The following is a 19,466-nucleotide window of genomic DNA, read 5'->3' as shown; positions in this document are numbered from 1 at the left end:
AAGAGCCGCTCCGGCACAAAGACAAAAACAGGAGAGACCCATGCTCGGCATGTCCCACAACACCTATCTGCTGCTGGACGCGGTGGTCACCATCATCGGCCTGATCCTGCTGATCACCCGCTTCAAGATTCACCCCTTCGTTGCCCTGATCATCGCCGCCGGCTTCCTCGGCCTCACCTCCGGCATGCCCGTGGCGACCATCGTCAAATCCTTCCAGGACGGCTTCGGCGGCGTGCTCGGCTTCGTCGGCATCATCCTTGCCCTGGGCACCATGCTCGGCAAGATGATGGCCGAGTCCGGCGGTGCGGATCAGATCGCCCGCACCCTGATCCGCGCCTTCGGCAAGGAACGCGTGCACTGGGCGATGATGCTCGCCGCCTTCCTGGTCGGCATTCCGCTGTTCTTCGAGATCGGCTTCATCCTGCTGGTGCCGCTGGTGTTCATCGTTGCCCGGCGCAGCGGCGTCTCGCTGATCAAGATCGGCATCCCGCTGCTCGCCGGCCTCTCCGCCGTACACGGCCTGGTGCCGCCGCACCCGGGCCCGCTGCTGGCCATCGGCGTGTTCGGCGCGGACATCGGCAAGACCATCTTCTACGGCCTGCTGGTCGCCCTGCCCACCGCCGCCATCGCCGGTCCGATCTTCGGCAAGTTCATCGCCCAGTACATTCCCGGCCAGCCCAATGAAGAGTTGGTAGCGCAGATCGCCCACGAACCGGACACCAGCAACCTGCCCAGCTTCGGCGTCACCCTGCTCACCGTGCTGCTACCGGTGTTCCTGATGCTGCTCAAGACCTTCGCCGACGTGATGCTCGCCGACGGCCATATCGTCCGCGCCTGGCTGGACATGATCGGCCACCCGATCACCGCCCTGCTGCTGGCCCTGCTGCTGTCGCTGTACACCTTCGGCCACGCCCGCGGCTTCGATTCGAAGAAGATCCTCAAGCTGCTCGACCAGAGCCTCGCGCCCACCGCCGCCATCGTGATGATCATCGGCGCCGGCGGCGGCTTCAAACAGATGCTGGTGGCCAGCGGCGTGGGCGATGTGATCGGCCACATGGCGGTACAGGCGCAGATTTCGCCGATCCTGCTGGCCTGGCTGGTGGCCGCGGTGATCCGCATCGCCACCGGTTCCGCCACCGTCGCCACCATCACCGGCGCGGGCATCGTGGTGCCGGTCATCGACCTGATACCCGGCGTCAACCGCGAGCTGCTGGTCCTCGCCACCGGCGCCGGCTCGCTGATCCTGTCCCACGTCAACGATGCCGGCTTCTGGCTGGTGAAGCAGTACTTCAACATGAGCGTGATGGAGACCTTCAAGACCTGGACGGCGATGGAAACCATCCTCTCGGTGGTCGGCCTGCTGTTCATCCTGCTGCTGTCGTTGTTCGTCTGAGGTCCCCGACACTCATCGGATTCAACCTGTAGGAGCGGGCCATGCCCGCGATCGCGCCCATTGGGCGCTCCTGCAGGGTGCTTGCGCGCCCCATACCCAGCGAATGCCCGCCATTCGCCACCGGATTCCTGCAACGAGGTATCGCCCGTGACTTCCTCCGCAACTCCGAAAGCCCCCGCCCAGCCCGCCTGGCCCCGCGACTTCGACATCCGCGCCCGCTACGCCGAGCAGCAGGAACTCCTGCAGCCCGCTCCGGCAAAGCAGCCAAACCCGGCACACCCGTAGGGCGCATAACCCGGAACGGGTTATCCGCCGCTGCCACCCGCACCCCATGAAGCCGGCGGATAACCGCAAGCGGTTATGCGCCCTACGCCCGTGGATCATTTTTGCTGAATCGTTTTATCTAGGCCGAGCTAGGCTCTAGAACATTCCGTAGGGCGCATAACGCGGCACGCGTTATCCGCCATCACAGCGCAAGAGGACATCGGCGTATGACCGCGAACGCTCATGCGCCTCAACAGACCAGTCGCCCACCTTCCCCGAGGGATGAGTCATGCCCGTTAGCAACAAGCTCGACCATCTGTTCCCCCGCTTCAACGACATCCCTGATGCCTGGCGCCCCGACGCGCCCGTCGAGCAGCGCGAGTACCTGGTCAACGGCGAACTGCGCTGCTGGGACGGTCCGCTCGCCCCGGTGCGCAGCCCGATCTTCCTCGCCACCGACCAGGGCGATGAACAGGTCATCCTCGGCAGCACGCCGCTGCTGGATGCCGACGCCGCCCTCGCCGCGCTGGACGCCGCCGTGGCTGCCTACGACAACGGCCAGGGCCAATGGCCGAACCTGCGCGTAGCCGAGCGCATCGCCCACGTCGAGCGCTTCCTCGACCGCATGCGCGAGCAGCGCACCGCCGTGGTCAAGCTGCTGATGTGGGAGATCGGCAAGAACCTCAAGGACTCGGAGAAGGAGTTCGACCGCACCTGCGACTACATCGTCGACACCATCCAGGCGCTCAAGGAACTGGACCGCCGCTCCAGCCGCTTCGAGCTGGAACAGGGCACGCTGGGGCAGATTCGCCGCGTGCCGCTGGGCGTCGCGCTGTGCATGGGCCCGTACAACTACCCGCTGAACGAGACCTTCACCACCCTGATCCCGGCGCTGATCATGGGCAACACGGTGGTCTTCAAGCCCGCCAAGTTCGGTGTGCTGCTGATCCGCCCGCTGCTCGAAGCCTTCCGCGACAGCTTCCCGCCGGGCGTCATCAACGTCATCTACGGGCGCGGCCGCGAGACCGTCAGCGCGCTGATGGCCAGCGGCAAGGTCGACGTCTTCGCCTTCATCGGCACCCACTCCGGCGCCGCCGACCTGAAGAAGCTCCACCCGCGCCCGCACCGCCTGCGCGCCGCCCTCGGGCTGGACGCCAAGAACCCCGGCATCGTCCTGCCCAGCGTCGACCTCGACAACGCGGTCAGCGAAGCCATCACCGGCGCCCTCTCGTTCAATGGCCAGCGTTGCACCGCGCTGAAGATCCTCTTCGTCCACGAAGACGTGCTGGACAGCTTCCTCGCCAGGTTCAGCGCCAAGCTTGCCGAACTCAAACCCGGCATGCCCTGGGAATCCGGCGTGGCGCTCACCCCGCTGCCCGAGCCGGGCAAGGTCGACTACCTCAACGGCCTGCTTGAAGATGCGCTGGCCAAGGGCGCCAGGGTCATCAACCCCGGCGGCGGCGAGAGCCGCGAAAGCTTCTTCTACCCCGCGTTGCTCAGCCCGGTGCGCGCCGACATGCGGCTGTACAACGAGGAGCAGTTCGGCCCGCTGGTGCCGGTGGTGCCCTACCGCGAGCTGGACGAGGTGATCGACTACGTCCTGCAGTCCGACTACGGCCAGCAGCTCAGCCTGTTCGGCGACGACCCCGAGCAGATCGGCCCGCTGGTGGACGCCTTCGTCAACCAGGTCGGCCGCATCAACATCAACGCCCAGTGCCAGCGCGGCCCGGACAGCTACCCCTTCAACGGCCGCAAGAACTCCGCAGAAGGCACCCTCTCGGTCCACGACGCCCTGCGCACCTTCTCCATCCGCACCCTGGTGGCCACGCGCTTCACCGACGCCAACAAGGCGCTGATCAGCCAGATCATCCGCGACCGCGATTCGAGCTTCCTGACTACTGATTACATCTTCTAGAAAGAGCCCCTCACCCTAACCCTGGCTGCGCGCCCCGCTCCTCAAGCGGGAGAGGGGACCGTTCGGCGCGAGGAGAGTCCACATCATCAGCCGGCACGATCGCTCCCTCCCCCTTCGGAGCAGGGCGCGCAGCCAGGGCTGGGGAGAGGGTCATACAGGATGAAACCAAACTGCCAGCCGGCACGGACTGCCCCCCTCTCCCTCTGGGAGAGGGCTGGGGTGAGGGAAAGCCCAGGCACCGGACCTCCACAAAAACCACCACCCCCGCTTTCAGAAATCCCTTTCGCAATATCCCGACACCCTCCCATCGCCAATTGAAACAACCCGGTAAGAAGACCCCACTACGCTTGCCATAAGTCAAAGGGGTCACCCTTCAAGACTCGATAGTCTGCGCGCCTCTCGACGAGCTTGATATCCGTCGTCTGAACCGATAGTGGCAACGACCGATATCGCAATGGACGAAGCGTTTGCCACCCAATCCACGGATTCCCAGCGAACAAGGGAGCACCAACATGAGTGGCTACAACGCAGTTCTGGCACGTAATACCGACAAGGCCCCGCAAAACCTCGGCCCCTATGCCCAAACCGTCGCCTTCTCCCACTACAACAACCTTTCCGCCCAGCTGCCGGTCGACCCGAGCAGCGGCAAGCTGGTGGCCGGTGGCGCCAAGGAACAGGCCGAACAGTGCTACAGGAACCTCAAGGCCGTCATCGAAAGCATCGGCCACAGCCTGAACGACACTGTCCGCATCTCCATCTTCCTGACCAACATCGCCGACGCCGAAGCCGTCGCCAAGGTGCACGCGGCCTTCTTCCCCAACTACCTGCCGACCCTCACCACCGTCGGCGTAGCCGCCCTGCCGCTGGGTGCCCAGGTACAGGTCGAGGCGCTCATCACCTGCGGCGAAGGCACCATCCCCAACGCCCCGCAGGCCGGCGACCTGGTCAAGGTCGAACGCAACACCGAGAGCGCGCCGCTGAGCCCGCTGTCCACCCAGACCGTCGCCTTCTCCCACTACAACAACCTCAGCGCCCAGCTGCCCATCGACCCGCGCACCGGGAAGCTGGTGGCCGGCGGCGTCGAGGAGCAGACCCGGCAGTGCCTGCGCAACATCAAGACCATCCTCGAAAGCATCGACGTGCCCTTCGATGACATCGTGCGCATCACCGTCTTCGTCAAGAACCTCGCCGACATGCAGGCCGTGAACAAGGTCTACACCACCTTCTTCCCCGACTCGGCCATCGCCCGCGCCGTCGGCTACATACCGGCACGCACCGTGGTGCAGGCGCAAGCCCTGCCGATGGATGCCCTGGTGCAGGTCGAAGCCGTGGTCTCCCACGGCGACGGCACGCCGCCGCAGGCCGTCGAAGACCGCCACGGCATCGTCATCAAGGCCCACAACACCGACGCCGCGCCGAAATGCCCCTACTCCACCCAGACCGTCGCCTTCTCCCACTACAACCACATCTCCGCCCTGCTGCCGCTGGACGTGAAGACCGGTGAACTGGTGGCCGGCGGCATCAAGGAACAGGCCGGCCAGTGCTTCAAGCACCTCAAGGCCATCGTCGAAAGCATCGACCACGCCCTGGCCGATGTGGTGAAGGTCAACCTCTACCTGAAGAACATCGACGACATCGCCGCCGTCGATGAGGTGTACGCCAGCTACTTCCCCGGCGGCGTCCCCGCCCGCCGGACAGTCGCCGTAGGCGCATTGCCCAAGGGCGCGCTGATCCAGATCGACGCCGTGGTCGCCAACGCCGAAGGCACCCCGCCGGCTGCTTGATTGGCGAACGCCAATCAAGCCCTATCCTGCTAGCACCACTGCATGACTCACACCTGACGGTCCCCTCTCCCGCTTGCGGGAGAGGGTTAGGGTGAGAGGCTCTTGCTCTTGTGTAGGAGCGGCGGGGGCGCCTAGCCCATGCCCGCGACCAGCGCCGAAAGGCGCTCTCCTACATCTGTACGCCCTACTCCCTCCGCCACCATCTCCCGCGCCTCTCCTCGCGCATCAGCCTCGGCACCTCCCCCATCGGCACCCAGTACTCCCCCTGCCAATCCAGCACCGCCAGCGACCGCCCCTCGCCTTTCGCCAGCATCCGCCTCGGCAACCCTGCCGCCACCCGCTCCTGATCCCTGAGCGTCGGCAGCACATGGCCGGTGATCCACATTCGCAACTGCCGATGCTCCGGATCGCGAAAACGGTGCAGCACATGGAAAGCGCCGTAGTCACTGACCAGCAACACGACCTCCTCGCCGCTACCCGTCACCAGGCGCGCCTCGCGAAAGAGGTCCTCATCCATTCGAAGAACATAAGCATCGACCCGCTCGCGGATCAGATAACCCAGCTCGCGGGCGACCAACCAGGGCTGGTTGTCGATCAACACGCCGCGCAGGGAACGGTTGTAGCGGTGGAAAACGGTGGGAACGTAGATGTCGTCCATGGAACAGCTCCTATGTGTGAGAAGCCGCCACGTCCGTCGCCAAACGGATTGGGTGGCGGAACCGCGCAAGGTTGGCGAACCGGCACATAGATCCGGCAGACCCGAAGGTCTCCCTGCGCGGCCCGCCATAGCGAAGAACCGTGGACGTGCGAATACGTCACGGTCTTACGAAGCGTTACCGCGCCTATGTGTTCCGGGTCGCCAAACCCGCTCCCCTGTCGCTTTCACAGGGGCGTCGGGAGGTTATGGGGAAGGCTGGAGGAGGTCAAGCGAGGGCATCGAAAGGAGGCGAAACTGCACAGGGTTGGCGAACTGGCAGCCCTGAACCCGGCAGACCCAAAGATCTCCCTGTGCAGCTCGCCATAGGGAAAAACTGTGGAAAAATTAATAGCATCACCGCGATTAAATAGTCGCCTCAGGCCGTCGCCTATCTAAGCGAATATTAAAATACTCGTCACGCAAGGTTCTCTCCTACCTGTACGATACTCAACCCCTGAGAAAAAATAACAACCCCCATACATCAGCACAGCAATTCTCCCAGACGCAATAGAAATCAATCACATCTTTTGGGCGACACGAGCCGCCTAAGCCTGGTTAATTTGAACGGCAGCAGATCCATTAGATATAGAACACCTCCCTTTATGTAGATCGGAAACGCAGAGATCTTGCTCTCCCTAGAGAGCATGAAGTCCACTGCAAGAACCTCAACCCCAGGACCAAGATATCTAATATTTTTACAACTCAAATTTAGATAACCATGAGATGTATCAATCATAAAAACAAGACACCTCAACGGAAGAACATTACTAGTAACCGCAAACTCGAAGCGACACTCCCCCAATTCAGAAATTGAAATCTCGCTCGACTTCGAATAAATTCGATCCCCCAAATCAAGCATGGACACAAGACGCGGGAACTCTGATTTTTTCTTCTCAACTCTATACAGCCGTCTTCTGTAGCAGCCTAACCCTTTTATTAGAACAGGATACGGCTTTTTATTCTTAATACTAACAATAAAGCGAAAAGAATCATCAGAACCAGAAACAATAGCCTGAGAAACCTCAAGCGCAGGCCTTCGACTGAAATACCAGGAGTACATAACGGTTACAATTGCAACCAAGGAAGCGATGGAACTGAGAACATCAACCAACACTTTAAACTCTTCCAACCCCATCCCTCCTAAAAAGTAATAATCGACAAATCCATCTCTACAGCCAACTTGCCTTTAGCTGCAAACCCTCATGCCGCAGCACCTCACCCACTCCATCAGCGCCTGACGCCAACGCTTCACCTCTCGCAAATCCACCACCACTTCACTGAGTTGGTGATCAACCCCGTCACCAACCAGATCTCTGGCCTCAGCGACCACGTCGGCTTGGTGTTTTTCCTGTGTTCCTACACCATCGCCTACGCCCTGTTCCGCTCCCGTCGAAGCGCGGGCTTACGCAGGCGGCGTCGTTCTAGCAGTTCATTGGTGGCAGCCGGGTGAATCTGCGTCGCTCCGCGCTGCTGCATTACCGCTACTACCTGCTGCGCGACATCCTCGATGTGGCGTTGCTGGTGCCCATCATCGAGCTGGTCGACCCATAACTCCCGCGCTCGGGCGACTACATCGCCTTCTTCACCTACCTCTGCACTGCCGAGCGACCGTAACTATTTATTGCGCAGCGTACTCATCGAACAGGGGGGCGGTCCCCCGCCCTGAACCTCCGCCCCTGCCCCGAAATCGCCGCCAGCCACGGCGGCCAGCCGCGGCAAATTCACCTGACGCGCACCGCAGAAGCCCGGAGATAGACCAGTCGAGCCGGCAAGCCAGAGCGCTTGCCACCGCGCTGTCATAAAAATTTCACAGGACCCGATCACAGTATGGCAGCCCGAAATCAAAAGGATTGCCCTCGATGAAAAGCTTTGTGAAATCTGCTGCGATCGCCGTAACGCTGTCCATGTGTGCCTCTTCCGTCGTCTTTGCCGACGAGAGCGTCCGCCTGACCGGCTCTGGCGCCAGCTTCCCCGCTCCGATCTACCTGACCTGGTTCAAGGACTTCAGCAAGAAAACCGCTGGCGTCACCGTGGATTACCAGTCCAAGGGTAGCGGTGCGGGTGTACAGGATTTCCTCAACAAGACTGTGGACTTCGCGGCCAGTGACTCGGCCATGAAGGACGAGGACATCGCCAAGGTTGCCGAAGGCGTGCAACTGCTGCCGATGACCGCCGGCGAAATCGTCCTGGCGTACAACCTGCCGGGCAGCCCCAAGGGCCTGAAACTGCCGCGCGACGTTTACTCCAACATCTTCCTGGGCAAGATCACTCAGTGGAACGACCCGCAGATCGTCGCGGCCAACCCTGAGCTGAAGCTGCCGGCCCTGCCGATCACCGTTGTCGTGCGTGCGGATTCCAGCGGCACCACCGCTGTGTTCACCAAGCACATGTCGACCATCAACCCGGAGTTCAAGACTGCCCTGGGTGAAGGCAACACCGTCAACTGGCCGGCCAGCGACAAGTTCATCAAGTCGCCGAAGAACGATGGCGTGACCGCTACCGTGCGCCAGACCCCGGGCGCCATCGGCTACATCGAGTACGGCTTCGCCAAGCTGGCCAAGGTCGACTTCGCCCAGCTGCAGAACAAGGCCGGCCAGTACGTCGTGCCGAACGCAGAAAGCGGTGCCGCGGCGCTGGCTGCCGTGAAGTTCCCGGAGAACCTGGTGGCCTGGCTGCCCGATCCGGACGGTGCCCAGTCCTACCCGATCACCTCCTACACCTGGATGATCTTCCGCAAGCACAACGAGAACCCGGCCAAGGCCAAGGCCATGCGTGAAATGGTCGAGTACGGCCTGACCGAAGGGCAGAAGATCGCTGATTCGATGGGCTACATCCCGCTGCCGCAAGCAGTCGTCGATCAGGTTCGCAAAGCTTCCGCCAACATCCAGTAACGCCTGCGAGTCTTCATCCGGCGGGGGCTGTCGGCCACGCCGGATGAGATTTCCACCTGTTCCGGAACTCTCCCATGACCCAACCTTTTGTCGTACCGGTAAATCTGGACTCTGCCTGCCAACCGCCATCCGCGAAGGATTTCCTGGTTGACCGGACCTTCCGTGCCATTGCACGCCTGGGTGTGGTCCTGATTCTGGTGCTGGTCGTTGCCCTCGTGTTCGAAGTCGGCCGCAAGGCCTTTCCGGGCATGGAGAAACATGGCCTGGACGTTCTCCTGGGTTCGGTCTGGGACGTCAACCAGGGCAAGTACGGCATTCTGCCGGCCATCTGGGGCACGCTCTACAGCGCACTGATCGCGCTGCTGATCGCCGGCCTGTTCGGCGTCAGCATGGCGATCTTCCTGACCCAGGACTTCCTCCCCGCCAGGCTTGCGGCGGTGTTCCGTACCATCGTCGAACTGCTCGCCGCGATCCCCAGCGTCGTTTACGGCCTGTGGGGGATCTACGTGGTGATCCCGGCCATTCGCCCGCTGACTGCGTGGCTGAACAGCGAGCTCGGCTGGATACCCTTTTTCGGCACATCGTTGAGCGGGCCAGGCTTGCTGCCCGCCTCTCTGGTGCTCGCCATCATGATTCTGCCCACCATTGCCGCGGTCTCGCAGGACGCTCTCGCCAGCGTGCCGATGAAAACCAAGCAGGCCGCCTACGGCATGGGCACCACCCATTGGGAAGCGATCCTCAAGGTGATGGTGCCCTCCGCGGCCACCGGCATCTTCGGCTCCCTGGTGCTGGGCCTGGGCCGCGCACTGGGTGAAACCATGGCCCTGGCCATGCTGGTCGGCAACGCCAACACCATTTCCCTGTCGCTGTTCGCACCGGCCAACACGCTGGCCGCCTTGCTGGCGCTGAACTTCCCCGAAGCCGGGCCGAACGAGGTTGAAGTGCTGATGTATGCCGCACTGGTGCTGATGTTCATCACGCTGATCGTGAACGTACTCGGCTCCATGATCATGCTTTACGCCCAGCGGGGGACCAAGTAATGACCAGCCTCACTCCCACCGTCTCCGCCTTGCCGAGCCTGCAGCGCAAGCTCGAGGGCCGCGCCCTGCGCAGCCTGGTGCTGACCACGCTGGTCTGGCTGGGCGCGCTGCTGGCCAGCGTGCCGCTGATCTCCGTGCTCTACATGCTGATCACCCGTGGTGGTGCGCGCCTGAGCCTGGAGGTATTCACCGAACTTCCACCGACCGGCTTCGAGACGGGCGGCGGCTTCGGCAACGCGCTGGCCGGTACCTTCGTCATGGTCGGTATCGCCGCCGCCATTGCCGTTCCGGTTGGCATCATGGCAGCCGTCTTCCTGGCTGAACTGGGGCCGGACAGCAAACTGGCAAGCGCCGCGCGCTTTGCCGCCAAGACGCTCACCGGCCTGCCCTCCATCCTGGCCGGCGTGTTCGCCTACGCCCTGGTGGTGATGACCACCGGTACCTACTCGGCACCGGCGGGTGGCGTGGCACTGGCCGTGCTGATGCTGCCGATCGTCGTGCTCACGGCCGAAGAGTCGATGAAGATGGTGCCCAAGATCATGAAGGATGCCGCCTACGGCATGGGCTGCACCCGCGCCCAGGTCATCTGGAAGATCGTACTGCCCACCGGCCTGCCGGCGATCCTCACCGGCGTCATGCTGGCCGTGGCGCGCGCCGCAGGCGAGACCGCGCCGCTGCTGTTCACCGCGCTGTTCAGCAACTACTGGATCTACCACGACGGCAGCCTGGCCGTGATGAACCCCACAGCCTCGCTTTCCGTGCTGATCTACAACTTCTCCGGCATGCCCTTCGACAACCAGCTCGAGCTCGCGTGGGCCGCATCGCTGGTGCTGGTGATGATCGTGCTGATCGTGAACGTCATCAGCCGCATTTTTGGCAAGCCCAAGTTTTGAGATACGGAGCATCCGAATCGTGAACACAGCTACTGCACAGAAAGTCGCCCCGGTTGGCGCCGAGACCCAGGTGGTCATGGACTGCAAACTGGACAAGATTTTCTACGGCAACTTCATGGCGGTACGTGACAGCCACGTGCCGATCGAAAAGAACAAGATCACCGGTTTCATCGGCCCTTCCGGCTGCGGCAAGAGTACCGTGCTGCGCAGCCTGAACCGGATGAACGATCTGGTGCGCGGCTTCCGCTTCGAGGGCCATGTGCATTTCCTCGGGCAGGACGTCTACGGCAAGGGCGTGGACCCTGTCGTCGTGCGCCGCTACATCGGCATGGTGTTCCAGCAGCCGAACCCGTTTTCGATGAGCATCTTCGACAACGTCGCGTTTGGCCTGCGCCTCAATCGCTACAAGGGCGACATCGGCGACCGGGTCAGGCATGCCCTGCAGGGCGCTGCGCTGTGGGATGAGGTGAAGGACAAGCTGAAGGTGAGCGGCCTGTCGCTCTCCGGTGGCCAGCAGCAACGCCTGTGCATCGCTCGCGCCATCGCCACCGAACCGGAAGTCCTGTTGCTGGACGAGCCGTGCTCGGCACTCGACCCGATCGCTACCCGCCGTGTCGAGGAGCTGATGGTCGAGCTGAAGAAGGACTACACCATCGCGCTGGTCACCCACAACATGCAGCAGGCCATCCGTGTCGCTGACACGACGGCGTTCTTCTCGGTGGACATTTCCCAGGGCACCCGTACCGGCTACCTGGTCGAAATGGGCGCGACGAAGCAGATCTTCGAAAACCCGCGGGAAAAAATGACCGAGGACTACATCAGCGGCAAGTTCAGCTGAGTCGAACCTGCAGTCGTATGAAGCCACACACCTTTTCTTCAGGGTTGCCCATGCCTGCCACGCGCCGTCTTGATCTGCGAGCGATTGAACGTGCGCTGCGTGAAGTGCAAGGCCGTTTCGGCGAGCTCAGCCAGTGCTTTACCGAGCCGCGTGATCCGTTCACCGATGAGGTGCTGCACAACGTGCTGGAGGGTTACGCCCTGATCGACGACTACGTCGCACGGGGCGTCGACCTGTTCGATCTGCAGCAGGTGAACCTGATGCTGGAGATCAACGCCACCGTGCTTTGCGGCCGGGACCCGGCCCGTCGGCTGGAATTCGCGCCGCACCTGGCAGCCACCGAGGCGCACTTCTTCAACAACGTCGAAGGCGGCATCAAGGACCTGTACAACTGGTACTGCGCGTATCACAGCGAATCGGTGTGGAAGCGCGCTGCCGGTGTCTACGTGCGGATTCTGAGCAAACCGCAATTGTTCATCGAAGGTAACCATCGCAGCGGCTCGCTGATCGTCAGCTATCTGCTGATACGCGCCGGGCTGCCGCCGTTCGTGCTGACCCTGGACAACGCCAAGGGTTACTACAACCCGTCATCGGTCATCCGCAACTCCGCCAAGCATGGCGTAAAGGCGCTATTCGAATTGCCCAAGATCAAGAAAAAGTACGCCGCCTTCCTCGAAGATCATTCACCGGATCCGGACCGATTTTTCCTTGGCGAGAAGCACGCCTCCGCCTGTCAGGGAGGTGCCTGATGAGTACGCAACCCATGCTCGCCACCTGCCTGGCCATCAAGGATCAGCTGTGGGACGCCATGAAGGGTTCCCTTGCGCCTTACCGCTTCGGACGCCCGCGCATTCGGATTTCGTTCGATATCGATGACACCCTGGCCTGCCTCCCCCACCACAGCGACGTCGAACCCAGCAGGCTCCCGGTGTTCATTCATCGCTGGCTTGGCGAACCGCTGCGTATCGGCACCCGCTCCCTGACCCGGGAACTGCGCCGCCAGGGCTGCAGCATCTGGGTCTACACGTCCTCCGGCCGCACACCCTCCTACATCAGGCGCTGGCTGTTGCTGTACGGCATCCACGTCGATGGCGTGGTCAACAGCGTTCGGCACAACCAGGCGCTGACCGAGCGCGGGCTGGCGAACTCCCCCTCGAAACTTCCGCCGGCATTCGATATCGACCTGCATGTCGATGATTCCGAAGGCGTGAAGAGCGAAGGCCATGACCACGGCTTCCGCGTCGTTGTCGTGCGTCCGGACGATGATCGCTGGGCGCAGCGAGTCCTGGATTCAGTGGCTGAACTCCAGGAAACGCTGGATCGACAGCAGCAGCCATTGGCGACAGCAGCCTGAGCCGTCAACCACGCGGCTCGTTGCTGACTGGCAAACGTCTTCACCCTGCCCTTCGCGCGGAACCTGCAGCTTCGCGGATGTCGCTCCTTTGCCGACTCCCTCGAGGTTGCGCCCCGGCTTAATGCACCGTACGGGATGCCCCCGCTTCAGGCCAATCCAGTCGCCTCCGCACATCAGGCTGCTGACGACCCCCTGTCGAATTGCCCCGCCCCGGCACCGCTGGACTTTGACAGCGTGATCCCCCAGGTTCCATGCTGAGCGAACGCGTAACATCCCATGAGTCGCTGGCTCCTCAGCGCCGTGGGCGGTCACTCGACGTACAAGCCTGTTCACCTGACTCCTGGCGCCAGCGCCCATGCCTGACCTCTCGCACCTCCACCGCCACTTCACCGAGTGGGTGATCAACCCCATCACCAACCAGGTCGCCGGCCTGTTCGACCTCAGCGGCCGCGTCGGCGTGGTGTTCCTGCTGTGCTCCTACGCCATCGCCTACGCATTGTTCCGCTTCCGCCGGCAGCGCGGGCTGACGCAGGCGGCGTCGTTCTGGCAGTTCATTGGTGGCAGCCGGGTGAACCTGCATCGCTCGGCGCTGCTGGATTACCGCTACTACCTGGTGCGCGGCATCCTCAATGTGGCGTTGCTGGTGCCCATCGTCGGGCTGGTCGATCCCTACATCCTGCGTTCGGGCGACTACATCGCCTTCTTCACCAATCTCTGGGGCGCGCGGCCGCAGGTGGGGACGAACCTCGGCCTGTCGATGCTCTACGGGCTGGGGGTGTTCCTGGTCAGCGACTTCAAGAACTACTGGGTACACCGCGCCTTCCATTCGCGCTGGCTGTGGGCGTTCCACAAGGTGCATCACTCAGCGGCGGTGCTGACGCCGATCACCGCGAGCCGCGTGCACTTCGTGGAGAAGCTGGCGGCGCAGCTGGCCGGCGCCTTCGCCCTGGGCGCCTATGCCGGCGCCTTCTGGTACCTCTGCGGCGGAGAGATCAGCGCCTACACGCTGTTCGGCGTGACCTACATGATCCTGCTGTTCAACGTGCTGGCGACGAACCTGCGCCACAGCCATGTGTGGCTGTCCTTCGGGCCGCTGATCGAGCATGTGCTGAACAGCCCCGCCCAGCACCAGATCCACCACAGCGACGCGCCCCGCCACTTCAACAAGAACTTCGGCATCAACCTGTCGCTGTGGGACTGGATGTTCGGCACGCTCTACGTCACCCAGCGCGCGCCGGAGCCGATCCAGTTCGGCGCCGGGGAGCAGGATGACGAGAAGTATTCTTCGCTGTGGAGCCTGATCGTTACGCCGTTTGTGGAGACGGTGCGCAAAGTACGAATGGCGAGAAGCCAGCGGGCGCTGGCTTCCGCTCGCACGGCCCGGAGCCGCTGAATCTGCGCCCTGTTCCAACACAACGGAAATAATCTATTCTGCTGCGCTTGCGGTTAGCCGCTTATTCGCCATGGACTCGGCATGCCTATCGGAAGAATCAGTCTGCTCCTTCTCGTCGCCAACTTCCTGATGCTGTCATTGACCGGACTCCTGCCAACCGGCGATGGCGAAGTACTCAGAGCCGGTGCCGAATTGCTGTCGTTCACCTGCTCCGATGCGCACTGGCTGAACAGTTGGCGCGTGCTGAACCTCACGCTGGGTGTTCCGCTCATTGCAGCGGGCATTGCTTGCTACCTGCTCTTTGGCGATTACAGCCTCGAGGAACTCAAGAGAATGCGCAACGGCGCCAGCGTGGCAACCGCCTGCTGGATGGGAGCAGTCGCCTGTATTCTGCTGGCCTTTTCGTACTTTCCATGCAACTCGTTCTACAACGCTTTTGCTGAAGCAGACGGCCCGATCAGTCACCGCCTGGGCCATGCACTAAGGGAGCTGCTTACGGGGAGCGCGCTGGCATTCAATGCGCTCTACGCACTCTTCTTTTGCGGAGCGTCTTACTGCGGCGCATTGGGGCTGAAGCTCCTGAGAAAGCTCCCAGCACCGCTGCCGAAGCAACCCGATTAAAGCGGGGTCAGGATCAGACTCGGCTGGTCGCGGCGATATAAACCTCATCGTCACGCCGGGCTCCTATGCAGAGAACCAGAACGATCTCGGTGCCATTGATCCGGTAGACGATGCGCACATCACCGGTCCGAATCCTGCGCAAGCCCGCCAGGGCCCCGCGCAGGGGTTTGCCGATCTTGTCGGGCTCACCTTCGGCAATGCGCTGGCGGATGACCTTCAGCACCCGCAGTGCTTCGGCACTTCCCAGTAGCTTGAGATCGTTCTCGACCTCAGGGTGAAACCGAACGCTCCATTTCATGGCTTGCCGCCTAGCTGAAGCGAGCCTCCATGTCCTCGAGGCTCACGGTGGTTTTGTCATCCAGGGTGGACAGGCGCTCGATGGCCAGCCTCTCGGCACGCAGGTCTTCGAGCTCGTCCTGCAGCGCCTGGTAGGCTTCTACGCCTACCAGCACCGCAGCCGGCTCGTTGTCCTTGAAGATGACCAGGTGGGTGACTTCCCCACTGCTGACCTCCTTCAATCGCGCCCCGAAATTGCGAACCATCGCGGTAGCGGACACTGCCTGTTCAGCCCGGTTTAGGAGTGCACTCATTTCGCAGCTACCTCAAATGTTCGCCGTGGATTTAGCACATCTGGAGTGTTCAACGGCTTCACCGAAGATGAAGGCCCTGATGGTGGTCAGATGTGTGCAGTGGTGGTCAGACGCAGATTGGCTGCCAAACCAGTATTACGCATCATAATACGCAAAAAAATACATACCAGTAAGCACATCCATCACCTCAATTCTCATTCCCACACCCCTGCCCCCAAACCGGATACCGCAGCGTATGCCGCTTCCCGGCGCTGTCTTCGTAGGTCATCTCCACTTCGCGAATCCCGCAGAACCCCAGGTCCGGCTGTTGCACCACGCGCTTGATGTCGAGTTTCTGGCCGTAGTGGTAGTCCTGTACCGGTGGCGCGTCCTGCGCGGCGAGGGCCGCGCAGGAGGTGAATATGCAGGCGGCAGCGAACAAGCGCTTCATGGCCGGTCCCCGCTGGAGCTGCGCGGCATGGGTGCGCCGGTCATGCTCGAGAGGACTTCGTCGCGGCGGATGAGCCCGTGGAACAGCGCGGCGGCGAGGTGCAGGAGGATGGTTGCGAGCAAGGCGTAGGCGATGAAGGTGTGGGCGCTACGCAGGATGGTGTGCAGTTGCACCGACGGTGAGACCAGCGCAGGCAGTTCGAAGCCGCCCCAGAGCACCACGGGGTAGCCGCCAGCGGATTGCATGGTCCAGCCCACGAGCGGTTGGGCCAGCAGCAGGCCGTAGAGCGCCAGGTGCGAGAGGTGCGCGGCGCTGCGTTGCCAGCCGGGCATATCGCTGGGCAGTGCGGGGATGCGCTGGGTCAGGCGCACAACGATGCGCAGCAGTACGAGTACCAGCAGCGCGGCGCCTAAGGGTTTGTGGATGGCAACCAGTGCGGCGTGGCGCGGGGAGACGCTGGCGACCATGCCCAGGCCGATCAGCAGCATGGCAAGCACCAGCACGGCCATCAGCCAGTGCAGCACACGCAGGGAGAGCGGGAAGTAAGTCGGTTTCATCAGTGGGTCTCCTGGGCCTGCTCACGGGTACGACGGTTGAAGGATTCCGAGTAGGCGGCCGAGCGGGCGCTGAGCAGAGGGTCGTCGGAGGCGCGGATGCCGTCGGGGAGGATCAGCGGGTCGTAATTGACGTCGCGGCAGTCGCCGCCGATTTCTGGTTGCAGGCGCTCGATCACCAGTTCGCCGGCGTCCACGGTGCGCCGGCTGTCAGGCCAGGCCTGGGTGGGGTCGACGGTGCTGTCGCCGGGCTCACCGAGGGTGAACTGCAGGCGCCAGCGCAGCGGGCCGGCGGCGATGCGCTGGGCCAGTTCGGCGGCGAGGAAGTCGGCGTCACCGCGCTTGTCGGCGGCCAGCGGCTCGACCGGTGCTTCGGGCTGCACGGACCAGCGCACCGGCTGCTCCTTGCCTTCCTTGTTCACCAGATAGAACGCGTTGAGGCTGTAGTAGGCGCTGTTGGCGTAGCTGGAGGACGGCGTGGAGGACTTGGCCCACTTGAGGAAGGCCTGGGTCTCGGGGTGCGACTTGAAGAAGGCGCCGGCCTTTTCCGGGTCGGGTTTGCCGGTGCCCGGCTGTGGCGCGGTGGCCTGTTGCAGGGCGTAGAAGCTGGCAACGTCACGCACGACGAAGACCGGCATGGCGTTCATACCGGTGCGCCATTCCTGGCCGTCGGCCGGCTGGAAGCGCAGGGCCAGGCTGCGGATCGGCGCGGCGCCGTCGCTGGCCTTGGGGTTGCCGCCGGGGATGGCGAGGCGCCCTACCACCGGTACGCGGCCGACGGAGAACAGGCTGGCGCGGGACAGGCCGGCAGCGCCGCCATTGCTGTCGAAGTGGCCGATCACGCACAGGCCCTTGGCGTGGTTGCGCCGGTAGCCGGGGTAGACGCCGCTGTTGTGCTCCAGGGTGTTGATTACGCCGGCCGGGGTTAGCCGCTGCGGGTCGAGCCAGCCGGCGACGTAGGCGAAGACGGCGGCCACGCCGAGCACCACGGCGCCGATGGCGGCCAGGCGCAGGGGCACGTTGGGGGCGGTGGGCGGTGTTTCTGTCATTTCCAGCTCCTCAGGCTTAGGCTGAATGCGTTGAGCCGGTACGACGCACCGTGCGACGGGTTATTCCCGCCGATGGCGAATAAATTATTTTTTCCCGCGAAGGGAATAGATCGCCGCAGTATTCGTCTTTCTCGCTCGAACCCACCCACTCCTGGCGCCCCGATGCACTCACTGGACGACCATTCACTGCGCGAACTGCTGCCCCGGCTGCGGCGCTTCGCGCTGTCACTGACCCGCAGCGCGAGCAGCGCCGACGACCTGGTCCAGGCGACCCTGGAGAAGGCGCTGTCGGCCTGGACTGGCCGCCGCGACGACGGCGACCTGCGCGCCTGGCTGTTCTCGATCCTCTACCGGCACTTCATCGACGGGCAGCGCCGGGCGAAACGCTATGCGCGCCTGCTCAGCCTGTTCGGCGCGGACAGCGCGGTGAGCGCTTCGCCCGAGGACATCGTCAGCGCACGCTCGACACTGGAGGCCTTCGAGCGCTTGCCCGCCGAGCAGCGTGCGTTGCTGACGCTGGTCAGCGTCGAGGGCCTGAGCTACCGCGAGGTGGCCGAGACTCTGGATATTCCCATGGGCACCGTCATGTCCCGCCTGTCGCGCGCCCGCACGGCGCTGCGCGCGCTGAGCGAAGGACAGGCGGCGACTCCTTCTTTGCGGGTACTGAAATGAACGAACGCATCCCCGACGGCACTCCCCAGGAACAGGATCTGCACGCCTACATCGACGACCAGCTGGAGCCGGCGCGCCGCCAATGGGTGGAAGCCTGGCTGGCCGCCCACCCGGACGACGCCCGCCGCGTGGAAGGCTGGCGCCAGGACGCCCAGCAACTGCGCGCGGCCTTTGCCGGGCAGGCCCGTGGTGCGCTGCCCGAGCAGCTCGATCCGGCGCGGATTCGCCGGCAGATCCAGCAGCGGCGGCGCACGCGCCTCGCCACCGCGGCGGCCCTGCTGATTGCGCTGGGCGTCGGCGGCATGGGCGGCTGGCAGATGCGCGGCGACGCGATGGTGCGCGGCATGGTGCCGATGCAGGACGCGGTGCAGGCTTACCGCTTGTTTGCCGATGCCAACCAGAACGGCCTGGACTTGCGTGATGGCGGCGACCTGCGCGGCTGGCTGGCTCGCTACCTGAAAGACGCCCCACCACCGCCGGCGCTGGAGCAGGTTGGCCTGAAGACGGTTGGTGCCCGTTTGCTCGCGACCGAACAGGGCGCGGCGGCGCTGGTGATCTACGAGGATGGTCAGGGGCGGCGGTTGACCTTCTTCATCCGCCCGCCGGGCCCGCGCCACGAGATGTTGCCGCAGGGGCAGCGTACAGATGGCGACCTGCTGGCGCGCTACTGGAGCCAGGGCGGCTACAACTACGCGCTGGTGAGCCGCAGCGATGACCCGCAGGCGCAGGCCGTGGGGCAGTTGGTGGGGTTCTGAGCGCGGGCATCAGGGTAAGCGCCTGCAGGAGCTGGCCATGCCTGCGACAGACCCCGCGCCGGAACAACACGGACTCAGTCCGCTGGATGGGGGGAGCGCAGCGATACCCATGCTGATGGTGCGCCGATCGATGGGTATCGCTGCGCTCCACGCCATCCTACAAAGAGTCAGTCGGTGGAAAGGCAGCGGCGGTTAGCGCGGACGTTGTCCGCGTTTCGCGGGCATAGGCTGGGCGCCCCCGCCCATCCCACAAGTGAAGCGTGGAGCCAATCTGTAGGAGCTGGCCATGCCTGCGACAGAGCCCGCGCCGGAACAACGCGGACGCAGTCCGCT

General features: G+C 63.4%; 21 protein-coding genes. 14 read left to right on the top strand and 7 right to left on the bottom strand.

Annotation, left to right across the window (positions count from 1 at the left end; genetic code table 11):
* Positions 1 to 40: 40 nt before the first annotated feature.
* The 4 genes from IB261_RS14115 (at position 41) to IB261_RS14100 (ending at position 5,356) form a co-directional block, all read left to right on the top strand.
* Complete coding sequence (locus tag IB261_RS14115; protein WP_192382304.1) at positions 41 to 1,393, top strand: GntP family permease; 1,353 nt, start codon at positions 41 to 43, stop codon at positions 1,391 to 1,393.
* Between the two features lie 147 nt (positions 1,394 to 1,540).
* On the top strand, positions 1,541 to 1,678 hold the full coding sequence (locus IB261_RS14110; protein ID WP_192382302.1) for a hypothetical protein: 138 nt from the start codon (positions 1,541 to 1,543) through the stop codon (positions 1,676 to 1,678).
* Positions 1,679 to 1,946: 268 nt separating this feature from the next.
* On the top strand, positions 1,947 to 3,572 hold the full coding sequence (locus IB261_RS14105; RefSeq protein WP_192382301.1) for an NADP-dependent glyceraldehyde-3-phosphate dehydrogenase: 1,626 nt from the start codon (positions 1,947 to 1,949) through the stop codon (positions 3,570 to 3,572).
* A gap of 512 nt (positions 3,573 to 4,084) precedes the next feature.
* Positions 4,085 to 5,356, top strand: a complete 1,272-nt coding sequence (locus IB261_RS14100) for a RidA family protein (protein ID WP_192382299.1) — start codon at positions 4,085 to 4,087, stop codon at positions 5,354 to 5,356.
* A 184-nt stretch (positions 5,357 to 5,540) separates the two neighbouring features.
* Here the strand turns inward: IB261_RS14100 and IB261_RS14095 are convergent, their stop codons facing one another.
* Both IB261_RS14095 and IB261_RS14090 read right to left on the bottom strand, forming a co-directional pair.
* Positions 5,541 to 6,014, bottom strand: a complete 474-nt coding sequence (locus IB261_RS14095) for a BRO-N domain-containing protein (RefSeq protein WP_192382297.1) — start codon at positions 6,012 to 6,014, stop codon at positions 5,541 to 5,543.
* Positions 6,015 to 6,567: 553 nt separating this feature from the next.
* Positions 6,568 to 7,182: a hypothetical protein gene (locus IB261_RS14090; protein WP_192382296.1), complete on the bottom strand. Its 615-nt coding sequence runs from the start codon at positions 7,180 to 7,182 to the stop codon at positions 6,568 to 6,570.
* 730 nt (positions 7,183 to 7,912) lie between these two features.
* Between IB261_RS14090 and pstS the strand changes: the two genes are divergently transcribed.
* The 8 genes from pstS to IB261_RS14050 all read left to right on the top strand — a co-directional run bounded on the left by pstS (position 7,913) and on the right by IB261_RS14050 (position 15,083).
* The gene (gene pstS / locus IB261_RS14085) at positions 7,913 to 8,944 is read left to right on the top strand and encodes a phosphate ABC transporter substrate-binding protein PstS (RefSeq protein ID WP_081519725.1); all 1,032 of its coding nucleotides are present in this window, start codon (positions 7,913 to 7,915) and stop codon (positions 8,942 to 8,944) included.
* A 74-nt stretch (positions 8,945 to 9,018) separates the two neighbouring features.
* Positions 9,019 to 9,984 carry a phosphate ABC transporter permease subunit PstC gene (gene pstC, locus IB261_RS14080; RefSeq protein ID WP_192382295.1) on the top strand — a complete coding sequence of 322 codons (966 nt, stop codon included), beginning with the start codon at positions 9,019 to 9,021 and terminating at the stop codon, positions 9,982 to 9,984.
* Complete coding sequence (pstA, locus tag IB261_RS14075) at positions 9,984 to 10,877, top strand: phosphate ABC transporter permease PstA (RefSeq protein WP_081519723.1); 894 nt, start codon at positions 9,984 to 9,986, stop codon at positions 10,875 to 10,877. The genes pstC and pstA overlap by 1 nt, the downstream gene beginning before the upstream one ends.
* A 76-nt stretch (positions 10,878 to 10,953) precedes the next feature.
* Positions 10,954 to 11,715 carry a phosphate ABC transporter ATP-binding protein PstB gene (pstB, locus tag IB261_RS14070; RefSeq protein ID WP_225606082.1) on the top strand — a complete coding sequence of 254 codons (762 nt, stop codon included), beginning with the start codon at positions 10,954 to 10,956 and terminating at the stop codon, positions 11,713 to 11,715.
* Positions 11,716 to 11,765: 50 nt separating this feature from the next.
* On the top strand, positions 11,766 to 12,464 hold the full coding sequence (locus tag IB261_RS14065; protein ID WP_081519721.1) for a hypothetical protein: 699 nt from the start codon (positions 11,766 to 11,768) through the stop codon (positions 12,462 to 12,464).
* A 59-nt stretch (positions 12,465 to 12,523) separates the two neighbouring features.
* A complete protein-coding gene (locus IB261_RS14060; RefSeq protein ID WP_192382795.1) occupies positions 12,524 to 13,069 on the top strand; it encodes a hypothetical protein in 546 nt (181 codons plus the stop codon).
* A 355-nt stretch (positions 13,070 to 13,424) separates the two neighbouring features.
* On the top strand, positions 13,425 to 14,462 hold the full coding sequence (locus IB261_RS14055) for a sterol desaturase family protein (protein WP_192382293.1): 1,038 nt from the start codon (positions 13,425 to 13,427) through the stop codon (positions 14,460 to 14,462).
* Between the two features lie 81 nt (positions 14,463 to 14,543).
* Positions 14,544 to 15,083 carry a hypothetical protein gene (locus tag IB261_RS14050; protein ID WP_192382292.1) on the top strand — a complete coding sequence of 180 codons (540 nt, stop codon included), beginning with the start codon at positions 14,544 to 14,546 and terminating at the stop codon, positions 15,081 to 15,083.
* A 13-nt stretch (positions 15,084 to 15,096) separates the two neighbouring features.
* Here IB261_RS14050 and IB261_RS14045 read toward each other — a convergent pair whose 3' ends face one another.
* The 5 genes from IB261_RS14045 to IB261_RS14025 all read right to left on the bottom strand — a co-directional run bounded on the left by IB261_RS14045 (position 15,097) and on the right by IB261_RS14025 (position 17,706).
* On the bottom strand, positions 15,097 to 15,381 hold the full coding sequence (locus IB261_RS14045; RefSeq protein ID WP_192382290.1) for a type II toxin-antitoxin system RelE family toxin: 285 nt from the start codon (positions 15,379 to 15,381) through the stop codon (positions 15,097 to 15,099).
* 10 nt (positions 15,382 to 15,391) lie between these two features.
* Complete coding sequence (locus tag IB261_RS14040) at positions 15,392 to 15,625, bottom strand: type II toxin-antitoxin system prevent-host-death family antitoxin (protein ID WP_494515532.1); 234 nt, start codon at positions 15,623 to 15,625, stop codon at positions 15,392 to 15,394.
* A gap of 235 nt (positions 15,626 to 15,860) precedes the next feature.
* On the bottom strand, positions 15,861 to 16,103 hold the full coding sequence (locus IB261_RS14035; protein ID WP_192382286.1) for a DUF2790 domain-containing protein: 243 nt from the start codon (positions 16,101 to 16,103) through the stop codon (positions 15,861 to 15,863).
* Positions 16,100 to 16,660, bottom strand: a complete 561-nt coding sequence (locus IB261_RS14030) for a cytochrome b (protein WP_192382284.1) — start codon at positions 16,658 to 16,660, stop codon at positions 16,100 to 16,102. The genes IB261_RS14035 and IB261_RS14030 overlap by 4 nt, the downstream gene beginning before the upstream one ends.
* The gene (locus IB261_RS14025; RefSeq protein ID WP_192382282.1) at positions 16,660 to 17,706 is read right to left on the bottom strand and encodes a catalase family peroxidase; all 1,047 of its coding nucleotides are present in this window, start codon (positions 17,704 to 17,706) and stop codon (positions 16,660 to 16,662) included. Before IB261_RS14025 ends, IB261_RS14030 begins: the two co-directional genes overlap by 1 nt.
* A gap of 162 nt (positions 17,707 to 17,868) precedes the next feature.
* Here IB261_RS14025 and IB261_RS14020 point away from each other — a divergent pair, with 162 nt between their 5' ends.
* Both IB261_RS14020 and IB261_RS14015 read left to right on the top strand, forming a co-directional pair.
* Positions 17,869 to 18,378 carry a sigma-70 family RNA polymerase sigma factor gene (locus IB261_RS14020; RefSeq protein WP_081519714.1) on the top strand — a complete coding sequence of 170 codons (510 nt, stop codon included), beginning with the start codon at positions 17,869 to 17,871 and terminating at the stop codon, positions 18,376 to 18,378.
* Entirely contained in the window at positions 18,375 to 19,133 is a 759-nt protein-coding gene (locus tag IB261_RS14015; protein WP_192382281.1) for an anti-sigma factor family protein, read from the top strand. The genes IB261_RS14020 and IB261_RS14015 overlap by 4 nt, the downstream gene beginning before the upstream one ends.
* Positions 19,134 to 19,466: the final 333 nt, after the last annotated feature.

It is taken from the genome of Pseudomonas sp. PDM20 (assembly GCF_014852575.3).
GTDB lineage: Bacteria > Pseudomonadota > Gammaproteobacteria > Pseudomonadales > Pseudomonadaceae > Pseudomonas.
Note: the sequence above shows the minus strand (reverse complement) of the source record. Positions and strands in the feature narration are given on the sequence as shown.